Below are 13,289 nucleotides of genomic sequence, written 5' to 3'. Positions count from 1 at the left end.
TTGATCTCCTTGCGAAACCAGCCGCCCATCTGAGCTCCGGTCGAACCGGTCGGCACGCCGACGGCGTTGTGCTCCCTAAGGAGATCGTTGAGCATGTCCTGACCGCCGGCCCACAATAGCCAGGAGATATGCTGACGCGTATTGAGCCCGAACGGCAGCGATGTGCCGAAGGTGAAGGCGGGATTCTTGCCCCAATAGTAATACAGCGCGGTGTTTCCCATCTCGACGGTGCCGTTCGACACCGCGTCGAGCACTTGCAATCCCGGCACGATCTCGCCGGCGGCAAAGGGCTGGATCTGAAAGCGGTTGTCGGTGATCTCGGCGACGCGCTTGCAAAAATATTCGCAGCCGCCGTACAGCGTATCGAGCGATTTCGGCCAGCTCGCGGCGAGCCGCCATCTCACCTCCGGATTGGATTGCGCGATCGCGGGCGCAGCAACAGCACTCGCGGCCAGGCCCAATCCGCCTGCCGTCAGGAATTTACGACGTTCCATGCGTTTCCCTCCGTTAAGTCGATGCTTCGACCAGGGAACGATCTTGGTGTCGTCTTGTCTTCGTCGACGCTCGACGGTGTCTGTTGAGACCTGGTGGCGTTTCCGAAAGGCCCTTGAGGCACTCGTTGGTGGAATTCCGATCGTTGCGGTTCCGCGAGCGAGGATGACCGGGCGCTTCGCGAGAATCAAGCCTCATCGGCGCCTCGCAGGTGCGAACGCCGGCCTGACGCAAGTCGGGCCCCTTAGCGATCTGCTATTTAGTCGCGCAAAAACCAGGGAGCCTCGCATGACGGGCAAGAAGGTCGTGGTCGCCGGAGCGACCGGCCTCGTCGGCAACGCCGCGTTGCGACACTTCGGCACATCGGACCCCTGCGAGGTCGTTGCGCTGTCGCGGCGCAGGCCGCGCGACCTCTGCGGCGCCCGCCACGTCCCGATCGACCTCACCAGCGCAGCCGATTGCCGCCGCGCCGCGGACGAGCTCAAGGGCGCGACCCATCTGATCTACGCCGCGCTCTACGAGGCGCCGCAACTCGTCGATGGCTGGCGCGATCCGCAGCAGATCAAGACCAACGACCTGATGCTGCGCAATCTGATGGCTGCGCTCGAGCCGGTCTCACCCGGCCTCAAGCATGTCGCCCTGTTGCAGGGCACCAAGGCCTACGGCGTCCACGTTCGCCCCTTGACCGTGCCGGCCCGCGAAGGCCGCTCCGAAATGTACGAGCAGCCCAACTTCTACTGGGCGCAGGAAAACTTTTTGCGCGAACTTCAAATGGGGAAGAGTTGGCATTGGAGCATCCTGCGGCCGGTCCTGATCGTGGGCCTTGCCATGGGCGGCGCCATGGACCTGATCCCGCCGCTCGGCGTCTACGCCGCGATGCTGCGCGAGCAAGGCAGGCCGCTCGATTTTCCCGGCGGCGCCGCGCGCGTCGCGCAAGCGGTCGACGTCGATCTCCTCGCCCGCACCATCGCCTGGTCGGGCGAGGCCAAGGCCGCGCGGAACGAGGCCTTCAACGTGACCAATGGCGACGTCTTCACGTGGGAGAACATCTGGCCTGCTGTGGCGGATGCACTGGAGATGATGCCGGGCAAGCCGGTCCCGCTGTCGCTCGCCGAGGCGTTTCCAAGCTGGGTCGGCCCCTGGGATGCGTTGCGGCGCAAGCACGACCTTGTATCGCCTCAGCTGGCCGAATTCGTCGGCCTCTCGTTCCAATACGCCGATTACAGCTTGCGCTACGGCCACGCCGAATCCGGTTCGCCCTCGATCGTCTCGACCGTGAAGATCAACCGCGCCGGCTTCACCGAGATGATGGACACCGAAGACATGTTCCGGAAGTGGTTCAGGCAGGCGAAGGAAGAGCGGCTGCTTCCCTGACGCAGAACCAAAGCCGATATATCCGGGATGGTTGCCCAGGTCAGATTGTGGCCCTTCAGCGAAGTAGCGGCGTACTTCGTTGAGGTCCGCTTAGTGAGGCACGGCGGACTGGGGAAGTGACAGATAGGGGTCTGCACGCATGGCAACCCGTTGACGCCCAGCGCACGATGAAAGTCATGTTGGCTACCGTCGAAGAAGCAGGTCTTTATTGGCGAGCAATGCGTCGAGTATCTGGATCTCGATGGATAAGCAGATTTTGGCCAAACGTTAGCAGGAAGAAAAAAGAGGGCCGAAGCCCTCTTTCAAGTTAGTACCGACGATAGCTCCGATGGTATCCATAGCTGCGACGTACATAGGGGCGACGGACGACGTAGGCCCCGCGCCGATACACGGGCCTTGTGCGGAGGCAACCGCGCGGACCGCAGACCACTGCGACGTTCTCGACGTTCGAAGACTGGAACTGTCCCAAGGGGGCCAGTGGCATTGCTGAAGCGGTCCCGGTCGAAAGAGCTGCGCCACCTAGCGCGGCCAGTGCGAGAAGTGCGATTCTAAGTTTCATCTAGTTCCTCCCGTTGAGTGTTATCTCCACAGGACGTGTAGAGGTTCGTCTGTGAATGAACGATGAGGACGAAGATTAAATCGCGGTAATCAGCGGCTACGCGGTGATGCGCGGCTGATGCGGTGTGCACCGTAGCAGCCTCGCGGCGAAGTCATGGTTGCGCCGCCAACCGCACGCCATCTGGCCCAATCAGTCCGGGGTAGGGCGCCTTGAACTTGTAGACGGTTCCGCTGACGGCACCTTCCATGTAGATATATTGGTTATTCTCGCCGCCAAAGGCAAAGTTCGTGGCCGAGGAATCACCATTTGGCAACGGTACGTAACCGATGATGAAGCCACGCGGATCGTACTCGATGACTCCGCCGATGCCGCACGCCGCCCAGAGATTCCCATGCACGTCATAGTGGATGCCGTCAGGCCCACCGTTGCCGGGATTGTAGCTTCCGGCCGTGGCGAAGAAGAATGTCGTGTGCGAGGGATCGTTGGCGCAGTCGGCGCAGGCGGGATTCGGCCCTCGCAGGAACGAATAATACAGCATCCGGTTGCTCGCATAATCCGCAACAGCCAGCGTGCCGTCATCCGGCGAAACCGCTATGCCGTTAGGAAAACTGCCCGTAGTGATGATGCGCCGGAGAATCCCGTCCTTGGAATATTGATAGACCGCGCCGGTCCGATCAGCCGCATCGGGTCCTGGTCCTGTTCCCCATGGGTCGGTGAAATACAGGTTGCCCTCGGCGTCGAAGTCGAGGTCATTTGGACCCTTAAAGAGTTCGTTATGGAACGTGGAAACGAGCGAGCTTAGTTTCTTCGTCTCCGGATCATAGACCAGGACGCCGAGGTGGCGGGTCGTGACGTAAAGCTTGCCGTCATGCCAGCGCGTCCCCTGCGGTTCGCAAGCGGGACCGAGGTCTCCTTTCGGGTTGCAGTTGAACCCGGGGACCAGCTTGGCGTCTGGAGTGAGGTAGGACACCCAGCCGCTGCCAATCGCGACAAACCAGAAGTTGCCTGCCTTGTCGAAGGCCCCGCCCTCGAGAAACTTGCCCTGGGGTTGATCATGGATATCCGCAAACAAAGTAACCGGTCCGATGCCGGGCGGCGGTGGTGGCAGACCCCACGGCTGCACTTGCTCCGGCGATGGCGGACCGGCGAGCGGGGGCGCGGGGATGGACTGGGCTTGCGCCGATGCAATATGAACGGTTGCGGCCGAGCCCCAGAGTACGAGCGAGAGAATACAGACGGCACTTGCCAACTTCGTTGTCATGACGGTTTCCTCCGACGCTTTTGTTTTTTCTGCCGTGCTTCAAGCATCAGCTCAAAACGTGGCACGAACATGGGCGTACCGCCCCAGTTAATACGGTAGGCGAATGGGCGCTTTAGAAAAAGATATCTCGCAACTTGGAATGACCCGCGCGTGGAAGTGGATGGTCAGCCTTTTGAGACCGCAAGTGAAGCGCGATTGCCATCTATGGAAAGGAGACCGGGGGATGGTGGTTTTTCCTGGCCGATCCGACATCGGGCCGCACAGCTGGGGGCTGTCCGTCGTGAGTACATCGAAGCGATGGTCGTCGATTCGGACGAAGACGATCAGGATGACAATGGCGACGATGATGAGCTATGAGCCTCACCAAAATTCCCAGCCTCGGGAAAGATCAAGACTGGAGAAGTAACGAAGTAATACTCCGTGGTTCAGATGATCCTCATATCGGGACCGTCGGCTTTGCGATAATCGGACCCTTCGTCCTGCTCTTCGAGGTCGTTGCTCATAGGGAACGCAGGCAGCCCAACAGGTGAGCCCGCGTAACTTGCTAGTTAGCTGGCAAGCATCGTCTGCTGGTGTGACTTTCGCGACATGCCAATTGCACCGAGCGGTGTCCGCATTCAGGGGTAATCCGGACGGCATTTGCTCATCCTGAGTTCTTCGCAGTCTGACCCAAAGCAGACGCGCGCTGATTCCGTCAATCAGCCGCCGCCAAACTTGGATGGATCATCGTAGGCAGGAGGATCGTCGTGATCGGTCCGGAGACCTCCCGGAACGGAATCGTCGCGATAGATGTGCACGCCGCGTGGAGTGATATAGCTCGGGGTGCCAGCCTGGCCAGGACGCGTCATCGCTTGTCGCGAGTTGTGATGCGACCTTGGGGCGGCGTTCGCAGAAGCACACGACGCGATCACAAGGCATAATCCCAAGACAACACGCATTGCATTTTCTCCAAGCAGCAACCCCCGTTGTATGTGGTGCGCGCGCCGCTCCTTGCTTTCACGTTCGAACGACGCTTCTGGCCATCGCTACGTTAAGGCGGTGCCGCTCCATGTCGGTTCAGCGGGGTAGACCGGGAGTTTGCAGTGGAGCGCTAGACCGACGCTTTTGACCCTAAGCCGAAGTCGCGCTCGGTTCGAACGCCTCGAGCGAGCCGCCTCGCTCACGGTATGATCCGCTTCTCTCGCAGAGTCGTGAACAGGTCGAAGAAACTTTCGTCCGTCGGCTGATAGTCAAGGAACCCCAGCCGACGACTCTTGCTCATGTCGGTGACAACCTCGATCGGCCGACCGAGGTCACCATCGGTGTGCCACGCAGACGCGAGCCGGTTGAGATCCGGTTCTGCCAGACGATGCTTCCGGGCGATGTCGGACCAAATCTGATGGGCGTCGCTCATCTGTCGCTCAAGCGGAAGGCTTTCGCTCGGAAACGCTGCTGGCTGCAGTCCGAACCAAGCTGCCAAGCGCCCCCACATCCACTTCCAACGGAACACGTCCCCGTTGACAACATTGAAAGCCTGATTGCGGGCAGCATCTGTCGTGGCCGCCCATTCCAGATGTCTGGCCAACAGTCTAGCGTCCGTCATATCCGTTAGTGCGTTCCACTGAGTTGCAGAGCCTGGAAACAGAAACGGGCGTCCGATTTCGCGGCAGATCGTGGCGTACGCAGCGAGCGTCGTGCCCATGTTCATGGCATTCCCGACGGCATAGCCTATGATCGTATGTGGCCGGTGAATGTTCCAGTTGAAGCCGTCACGATTCGCCGCCGCGAACACCTCGTCTTCCTGGGCATAATAGAAATTCTCGGTATCGAGCCGAGGTTGGTCCTCTCGAAACGGAGTGGCGATCAAGCTGCTTTGACCATAGGCTTCGAACGGCCCGAGATAGTGCTTGAGGCCAGTTACAAGTGTGACGTGCCTGACCGACCGGGCAGACGACAATGCATCCAGCAAGTTGCGCACCATCACAGAGTTGACCAGGATATTCTCTGCCTCCGTTTTCTGCCTAAGCCACGTGCTGAAGAAAACATGCGTGGGACGCAGTTCGCGCAGCGCCGAACCCAGGGACGCCGGATCCAACAGATCAGCAGCGATTGGCAACATACCGGGGATATCAATTGCTGGCCTGCGTGCCAGTCCGTAAACTGACCACCCCCGCTCCAGGAGATGTTGGGCAAGATTGTTGCCCACTATGCCGGTTGCTCCTGCGACAAGTGCGGAACGTTCCATTTTTTGAACCCTTCGCGATCCATTCGAGATAGGGCGCCGACTGCCGCGAGCAAGCCGAATGCCTGTTGTTTGGAGTCTGTCCGGTTTTGGCCCATCGCTACCGTCGGGGCGGTGCCGCTACATGTCGGCTCAGAGGGGTAGACCGGAAGTTTGCAGCCGAGCGCCAGTTTGTCGGGTTGCGACCCATTGCGGAAATCACTGAGGTTTTGTTCTGCGTCGGGATGATGAACGGCTGAACCTCTGCTTCGGTCGGCGCGAACCGTGCCTGCGATGGTCTCAACCCGGGGATCACCGCACCCGTGCCTTTGCAGCGCCCAAGAATCCAGACGTCCTGAGCAAATAAGCCATCGTCGAGAGCTTGCCGCTAACGTCCCTCGTAAACGGGCGGACGCTTTTCTACCTCGGCATCGCGGCCTTCCCGGAAATCCCAGGTCGCGTACAACGCACGATATTGGTCGTCGAGCTTGCCCAGCGCCGTTTCGGAGTCGTCGAGCGCCATATGCGAGGAGGCCAGCGATGTCTTGATGCCGAGAGGGCCGCATGCGGCGATCTTGCTGGCGATCTCGACAGCCTTCGCGAGAGCCGCATCCCGGTCGGGGGTCACTTCCTGAACCATTCCCATCCGGAGAGCTTCCTTCGCTCCCCAATGATCGCCTGTTAGAATGAAGCGCATCGCATTGCCCCATCCGGCCTCTCTGGGGAAACGTACCGTTGAACCGCCGCCGGGAAAACGACCGTGCGTGTTCTCGTCCTGACCGAACTCCGTGTCTTCCGACGCCACGCGGATGTCGGCGACAAGAAAAAGCTCGTGCGCCATATTCCAGGTGTCGCCATGCACCGCGACAACCAGGGGCTTCGTGAGCGCCGGCTTGGTGCGCCCGAGAGGGTCGATAAAGCCGGGTCCATCCATCATTTTTTTTCCGGACTGAGCGAAGGCCTTGTAGGCATCGACATCGATACCTCTGGAGAAGCGATCGCCATAGCCGAACAGAACAGCGGCACGGAGGGAGGGATCGCGGTCGTAATTGTAGTAGGCTCGCGCCAGGCTCTCTGTCGCGTCCGGGTCCAGTCGGTTGTCGATGTAGGGCCGGTTGATGCCAATCAACACTGTCTGGCCTTTGCGCTCGATGGTGATTTTGGCTCGCTGATCGTACGGAATATTCGCCATGCGCGTGGACTGCGCGGTCTCGTCGCCCTGTGATGTCATCGACGTGTCTCCCGGTTTTTGGGGCCTGCAACGCGATCGCCTTCCGGATACGGAGATGGGCAAATACGGAGGACCCGCAAGAGGGCGTCGATCACGATGCAGGAAATCGGATCAGGAATGACGCGGGCAATCGTGCGAATTTAAAATGCTGTCGCCGCTAACGGGCCGACATTCGAAATAATCTGCCCCCTTCGGCAGTTCCGTTAATGATAGCTCGACTATTGCACGGCCCTCCATGGGCCAGCGTATTCGCGATCTTTGAGACTGACAGTCTGCTCGTGTGCAGGCCGCCGGCCCTGGTGGTCCAAAAGTATTCTGAAGCCTCAAGTTGGCCGTACGGCACGAACAATCCAAATTTAGTGAGACCCGCCAATGAAGCCGGAAATCAGGTAGCGGACCCATCCATCCAAGTTGATACCGAGGCGCTCAAGATTGCACTGGCAATCCCCGCGCCGGCAATGCCGAGTACAATGTGCATATTCAGCCCGGGAAATGACCATGGCTACGGAAAAAGATGGTCGCGAGCGACTTCCGGTGTTGGCCCATAGCTGACCTGAGACAATGTTCAGCTTGAGTCCGCAAAGCGTCGGCCGGCGGACATCGCTCAGGCTGCACCAATGAATCTCGATTTATGAGTGCGCGACCTGATCTGCGCTTACGAACGCCGCTTCCATTGCCTTCCGCGTCCTGATCGTCTCGTTGCCTGCGTCAAACTCGACGTCGCTCCAGCGCACGATCTGGCCATGGGAGACGTCGTGCTTCAGCTTCAGCCGATGCGCCAGGCCGATCGGCAAGGCGTCGGCCTTCAGGCTCGCGGCCGCCGGCACCAGCTTGCCCCACACCGTGTAGCCGCCTTCGCCGTCCAGCATCTCGCCGGCGCGCAGATTGCGTTTTGCCACCGAGGCGACGTCGCCGCGGAAGCCGTAGGGCTGCCCGGTTGGCTCGCCCCGCAGCGCGGCCGAGAGCACCGAGATGTTCAGCTCGAGGCCGATCAAATGATAGGGCTTATACATCGCAGCAAAGCGGCCGCTGGTGTCGGTCTTCAGGCCGTACTGCCTGAAGCAGTCGGCGGCATAGTCGTTCGGCGCCTCCAGCACGACGTAGACCCCCCAGCGCAGATCGCGAAACACCGGCCTTCCGTCGCGCTCGAGCGAGGAGACCACTTCCACCACGCCGGACCGCTCCAGCACGCCGCCTCTGTCGCGAGGGCGCATGATATGCGGCAGGTCGTCGACGCCGCAGGGCGGAAACAGCAGGCCCGCCGCGGGTACGTCCAGCCCGCAGGCATTGGCGATCGCGGCCATCTCGATCGCCGACTTGGTGCCGTCGAGGAAGGAGTTGAACATCTGCGGATTCATCCCGGCCGATTGCGCCTCTCCCGCGGTCAGCCCGTAATGCTGCCAGACGCTGTCAGGCGTCACGTCGTGATAGGCCGGCAGATACTTTGTCCCCTTGCCCGCGGCAACCACGTGAAACCCGGTGGCGCGGGCCCAATCCACCATCTCCGCGGTCAGCGCCGGCTGGTCGCCATAGGCGAGCGAATAGACCACGCCGGCCTTGCGCGCTTCCTCGGCGAGCAGCGGACCCGCCAGCACGTCGGCCTCGACGTTGACCATCACGATATGCTTGCCCGCCGCGATCGCGGCGCGGGCGTGCCTGATGCCGACGGCGGGATTGCCGGTCGCCTCCACCACCACGTCCATCGCGCCGCCGGCAATCGCGCGCGCGCCGTCATCGGTGAAGACGGTCGCGGCAATGCGGGCCTCGTCCCACCCGACCGTGCGGCAGGCCTCGCGCGCACGATCCCGGTCGATGTCGACAATGATGGGGACCACGAGCCCCGGCGTGTGCGGTACCTGCGCCAGAAACATCGAGCCGAATTTGCCGGCGCCGATCAGCGCGACACGGACGGGCTTGCCGGTGGAAGCGCGGGCCTGGAGAAGGCGGAAGAGGTTCATGGGAATGTCCGATCATGATCGTGTCCCGGACGCGATGCAGCCTAGGCGATGCGTAGCATCGTCCGGCAACGCTGCTCCGCAGAGCCGGGACCCAGTGAGAGAGTATTGCGCGCGGCGTGGGCCCCGGCTCAGCAGCGCATCACTGACGTGCTGCGCTGCGTCCGGGGCACGAGAGCGTCTTACTCCGCCGCCTGCCGCGGCGCACGGGCGAGCCGCACCAGCGCGTCGTCGTCCACCGTCTTGATCGGCGCGAAGTCGCGATGCGCGATGTACTCCGGCCGCGTCGGGCTTCGGATGTAGTTCGAAACCGCGTTCAGCGTCAGGTAGACGATCTTGCGCGGGTAGGGCGTGATGTTGCCGGCCGAGCCATGCACCAGGTTGCCGTGGAACATCAGCATGCCGCCCGGCTTGCCGGTCGGCGCCACGATGCCGCCCTGCTTGACCAGCCGCGTCACCGTGTCCTCGTCGAGCGTCCACAGCGGGTACGACGTGGTGGCGAGGTCATGCGACGCTTGGAGATCACCGGCGTCCTGGCTGCGCGGCACCAGCATCAGCGGGCCGTTGATCGGCATCACCTCGTCCAGAAAGATCGCGATGTTCATCGCGCGCGGCTCGGGCATGCCGTCGTCGCGCTTCCAGGTGCCGTAATCCTGGTGCCATTGCCAGACGTCGCCGGTGAAGGCCGACTTCGCGTTGATCTTGAATTGGTGCATGTAGACCTTTTCGCCGAACAATTGCTCGACCGGGTCGATCATGCGCGGATGCGCGCCGAGGATGCCGAACGCCTCATTGTAGAGATGCGCGGCAAAGGCGGTGCGCGGCGCGCCGCTCTTCTCGCGCCAGACTTCGGGCCGGTTCGCGTCATAGATGCCGACCGCCTCGCGCGCGAGGAAATCGACCTCCTCCGGGCTGAACAGTTCGGGCAGGAACAGCCAGCCCTCGCGGTCGAAGAACTCCAATTGCTCCTGGGACAGTTTCATGGGTCGTCCTCCTTGCGTTGTTTTTGATTGTCGTTCCGGCGTGGAATGCCTACGCCGCCTCGTCCGTCGCCCTCAATCTCTCCTCAGTCATCCGTCCCGCCGTCTGCGCATGTGCAAGCGCCGCGCGTTCGGCCGCCTTCGCATCGCCAGCAAGAATGTGCCCTGCGATCGCAGCATGCTCGGTCCAGGCACTGCCGCGATAATCGAGTTCGGACAGCACGGTCGCCATCGAGCGGCGCATGTGCGGCCACTGCGGCGCGATCGTCTCCTCGATCACGGGATTGCCCGCCAGCTGGTAGATCGCGCGGTGAAAATCGACGTCGAGCGCGATCAGCTCCGCGAGCGGCGTCTTGAGATCGATACCGCGTCCGGCGCCGAGCGCTGCATCCAGCCGCGCGCGTCCCGCCGCGTCGCTTGCCGCGCGCTCCGCCGCGAGCCGGGCCGCCAAGGCGTCGATGGCACCGCGTACCTCGTACAGCTGGCGGATGCGCGAGGGGTCGAGCTGGGTGACTTCAAAGCCGCGCCGGCCGCTCTCGGCGACCAGCCCCTGCCGGTGCAACAGGTGCAGCGCATGCGACACCGGCTGGCGCGACACGCCGAGCTTGTCGGCGAGCTCGTTCTGCCGGATGCGCTGGCCGGGCTGCAGCGTGCGGTCGGAGATCGCCTCCAGGATCCGCGCATAGACCTGGTCGATCAGGTTCGGAAGCGGGTCGAGAGGGATCACGCCGGCTGCTCCGAGAATGACGAAAGGGAATACGGAATTCCGTATTCGAAAGTACGACGACGGGTTGAGGGCGTCAAGCGCCGCCGACGCGGCGTCTGAGCTCGTTTTTGCGCTTCGCCAAGCCGTTGATATTGCTAGGGTCCGCTACTGTGCATGGGGTTGTTTTCGAGGAAATGGAAGTGCGAGGCCGCTCACTCCGCCAAAAACGTGCTCACCACCTCGCCGAACTCCAGCGGTGCCTGCTCGAACATCCAGTGCCCGGCATTGGGGATCACCGCCGTCTTCGCCCCAGCGATGTGCTCGGCCAGCACGCGCCACATCACCGACAGGCTCCCTGTCGTGGCGCCGCCGCCGATCAGCAGCGTCGGTGTCCTGATCGCCTGCGCATCCGCAAGCGTGTAGGCCCGGCGCTGCTCGTTGATCTGGCCGAGGAAGGTGAGCGCGTTGTCGCGGAGTTGCTGCTTTGCCGCCGCCGGCACGCGCCGCCACGAGCCGTCGCCTTCGATGCCTTCGTAGAAGTTCTGCAGCGCGCCCTCGATGTCGCCGGCGCGGATCATCTCGACCGAGCGCGTGGTGCGCGTGGCCAGCGGCGGATGCGCGGGCGTGCCTTCAGGCACCCGCAGGCTGGCGTCGAGATCGCCGCCCGGCTCGGCCAGCACGAGTTTTCGCAGCAGATCGGGCCGCGCCTGCGCCACGCGAAACGCGATGTGGCCGCCGCGCGAATGGCCCATGAGGTCGACGGGTGCGGGGTCGATCTGCTCGATGAAGGCGATCACGTCGGCGACGTGCTGGGCCATCTTGTAATCGTCGCCGACGGCGTCCCAATGCTCGGGAAAGAAATGCCGCAGGCTGACCGAGATCACACGATGCGCTTTCGACAGCGGGCCGAGCACAGAATACCAGGTGCGGAAATCGCCCAGCGTGCCGTGCACGCAGACCAGCGGCGGGCCTTCTCCGATTTCGAGATAGGCCATGTCGTAACCGTTGACGTGAAATGTCTGCATGATCAGCCCGCCAAAAAATCCAGCACCATTTCGGAGTATTTCTGCGGCGCCTGCTCGAACATCGGGTGCGTCGCGTTCGGGATCACCGCCGTCCTGGCATACGGCACATGCGCGGCGAGCGCATGCAGCACTTTTGGCAGCAGGCCCTTGGTTCGCCCGCCGAGGATGAACAGCGTCGGCATTTTGATCGATTCCGCATCCGCCTTCGAGAACGGTGGGCGGTTGTCGCGGACCTGGCCGAGCAGGGTGAAGGCGTTGTCGCGCAGATTCTGCTTCACCATCGCCGGCAGTCGCGGCCAGGTGCCGGCGCCCTCCAGCGTGTCGACAAAGACGGCGAGGCCGCCATCGACGTCGCCGGCCGCGATCTTCGCGGCCGAGGCCGTGAAGCGCGCCAGCAGCGGCGAGGGCCCGCCGGCATAGTCGGGATCGAGGCTCGCATCGAGCTCGCCGCCGGGTTCGGCCAGGACCAGCCGCCGGAGCAGCTCCGGCCGCCGCTGAGCCACGCGAAAGCAGATGTGCCCCCCGCGGGAATGACCCATCAAATCGACCGGGCCGAGGTCGAGCTTCTCGATGAAGGCGATGACGTCGTCGACATGCTGCGCGATCGAATAGGTGTCACCGACGCCGTCCCATCGCGCCGGGAAGAAATGCCGCAGGCTGACAGGAATCACCCGGTGCCGCTGCGTCAGCGGCCCGAGCACGCAGCCCCAGGTGCGGAAGTCGGAGAGGGAGCCGTGCACGCAGACCAGCGGCGGCCCCGCCCTGGCCTCGCCCACGTCGAGATAGGGCATGTCGTATCCGTTGACGTGGAGGCTTTGCATCGGGGACTCGCGGCGGGCTGCGGAACTCCTGTGCAAGATTCCCGGAAACCGGGTGGATCGCAACTATTTCCAAGCCTAGATTTGGGCTCAGTTCACATTGGGGGCATGCGCGGGAACGCAAGCCAGGGACCAAGCCATGACCGACCAGCATTTTGCCCTGTTCGATAGCAAGATCGGCCTGTGTGCCATTGCCTGGGGTCCGCGCGGCATCAACGGCACGCAACTGCCGATGGGTGGTGAGCAGAAGATCCGCACCCGCATCAGCCAGCGCCATGCTGACGCCAGCGAAGCCGAACCGACCGCCGACGTGCAGCAGGCGATCGACCGCATCACAAAATTGCTCGCGGGCGAGCCGGATGACCTCACCGACATTCCGCTCGATCTCGACGGCGTGCCCGACTTCAACCGCGGCGTCTACGAGATCGCCCGCACCATTCCGCCGGGCAAGACCGTCACCTATGGCGACATCGCCAGGCAGCTCGGCGGTGTCGAGCTGTCGCGCGACGTCGGCCAGGCACTCGGACGCAACCCGTGCCCGATCGTGGTGCCCTGCCACCGCGTGCTGGCGGCCGGCAACAAGCCCGGCGGCTTCTCCGCCAATGGCGGCGTGGTGACGAAATTAAAGATGCTCGAGATCGAAGGTGCGCTGGTGAACCACACGCCGAGCTTGTTTGATTGAAGCTCG

Annotated in this window: 12 protein-coding genes (1 of these 12 cut by a window edge); 3 read left to right on the top strand and 9 right to left on the bottom strand. The window is 62.7% G+C overall.

The annotated features are described in order from the left end of the window. A protein-coding gene (locus tag ABIB06_RS25660; protein ID WP_247445149.1) for a TRAP transporter substrate-binding protein crosses the window boundary here: on the bottom strand, positions 1-494 show its 5' end (the start). 595 nt of this gene lie to the left of the window's left edge; the window shows 494 of its 1,089 coding nt (coding positions 1-494); it begins with the start codon at positions 492-494; its stop codon lies beyond the left edge, outside the window. Between the two features lie 286 nt (positions 495-780). Between ABIB06_RS25660 and ABIB06_RS25655 the strand changes: the two genes are divergently transcribed. Then, a complete protein-coding gene (locus ABIB06_RS25655; RefSeq protein WP_354069325.1) occupies positions 781-1,866 on the top strand; it encodes an NAD-dependent epimerase/dehydratase family protein in 1,086 nt (361 codons plus the stop codon). A 710-nt stretch (positions 1,867-2,576) separates the two neighbouring features. On the opposite strand, the gene ABIB06_RS25650 is transcribed toward ABIB06_RS25655, so the two are convergent. Further along, a complete protein-coding gene (locus ABIB06_RS25650; RefSeq protein ID WP_247445146.1) occupies positions 2,577-3,686 on the bottom strand; it encodes an SMP-30/gluconolactonase/LRE family protein in 1,110 nt (369 codons plus the stop codon). 150 nt (positions 3,687-3,836) lie between these two features. Here ABIB06_RS25650 and ABIB06_RS25645 point away from each other — a divergent pair, with 150 nt between their 5' ends. After that, positions 3,837-4,043 (top strand): hypothetical protein, encoded by a 207-nt coding sequence (locus tag ABIB06_RS25645; RefSeq protein ID WP_247445145.1) that lies wholly within the window; start codon positions 3,837-3,839, stop codon positions 4,041-4,043. 802 nt (positions 4,044-4,845) lie between these two features. Here ABIB06_RS25645 and ABIB06_RS25640 read toward each other — a convergent pair. From ABIB06_RS25640 to ABIB06_RS25610, 7 genes are all read right to left on the bottom strand, one after another. Continuing rightward, the gene (locus ABIB06_RS25640) at positions 4,846-5,910 is read right to left on the bottom strand and encodes an SDR family oxidoreductase (RefSeq protein ID WP_354050665.1); all 1,065 of its coding nucleotides are present in this window, start codon (positions 5,908-5,910) and stop codon (positions 4,846-4,848) included. A gap of 364 nt (positions 5,911-6,274) precedes the next feature. Continuing rightward, positions 6,275-7,117 (bottom strand): enoyl-CoA hydratase-related protein, encoded by an 843-nt coding sequence (locus ABIB06_RS25635; protein WP_247351062.1) that lies wholly within the window; start codon positions 7,115-7,117, stop codon positions 6,275-6,277. A 629-nt stretch (positions 7,118-7,746) separates the two neighbouring features. Further along, positions 7,747-9,075, bottom strand: a complete 1,329-nt coding sequence (locus ABIB06_RS25630; protein WP_354050667.1) for an NAD(P)H-dependent oxidoreductase — start codon at positions 9,073-9,075, stop codon at positions 7,747-7,749. Between the two features lie 179 nt (positions 9,076-9,254). Further along, positions 9,255-10,055 carry a phytanoyl-CoA dioxygenase family protein gene (locus ABIB06_RS25625; protein ID WP_354050669.1) on the bottom strand — a complete coding sequence of 267 codons (801 nt, stop codon included), beginning with the start codon at positions 10,053-10,055 and terminating at the stop codon, positions 9,255-9,257. Between the two features lie 49 nt (positions 10,056-10,104). Next, positions 10,105-10,779, bottom strand: a complete 675-nt coding sequence (locus ABIB06_RS25620) for a GntR family transcriptional regulator (RefSeq protein WP_247445140.1) — start codon at positions 10,777-10,779, stop codon at positions 10,105-10,107. A gap of 191 nt (positions 10,780-10,970) precedes the next feature. Further along, entirely contained in the window at positions 10,971-11,783 is an 813-nt protein-coding gene (locus ABIB06_RS25615; protein ID WP_354050670.1) for an alpha/beta fold hydrolase, read from the bottom strand. A gap of 2 nt (positions 11,784-11,785) precedes the next feature. After that, entirely contained in the window at positions 11,786-12,604 is an 819-nt protein-coding gene (locus ABIB06_RS25610; RefSeq protein WP_354050672.1) for an alpha/beta fold hydrolase, read from the bottom strand. Between the two features lie 136 nt (positions 12,605-12,740). Between ABIB06_RS25610 and ABIB06_RS25605 the strand changes: the two genes are divergently transcribed. Continuing rightward, positions 12,741-13,283, top strand: coding sequence for a methylated-DNA--[protein]-cysteine S-methyltransferase (locus ABIB06_RS25605; protein ID WP_354050673.1), 543 nt, complete (start codon positions 12,741-12,743; stop codon positions 13,281-13,283). Positions 13,284-13,289 lie beyond the last annotated feature (6 nt).

Source organism: Bradyrhizobium sp. LB8.2 (genome assembly GCF_040548035.1).
Lineage (GTDB): Bacteria > Pseudomonadota > Alphaproteobacteria > Rhizobiales > Xanthobacteraceae > Bradyrhizobium.
This window is presented reverse-complemented; position numbering and strand designations above follow the sequence as displayed.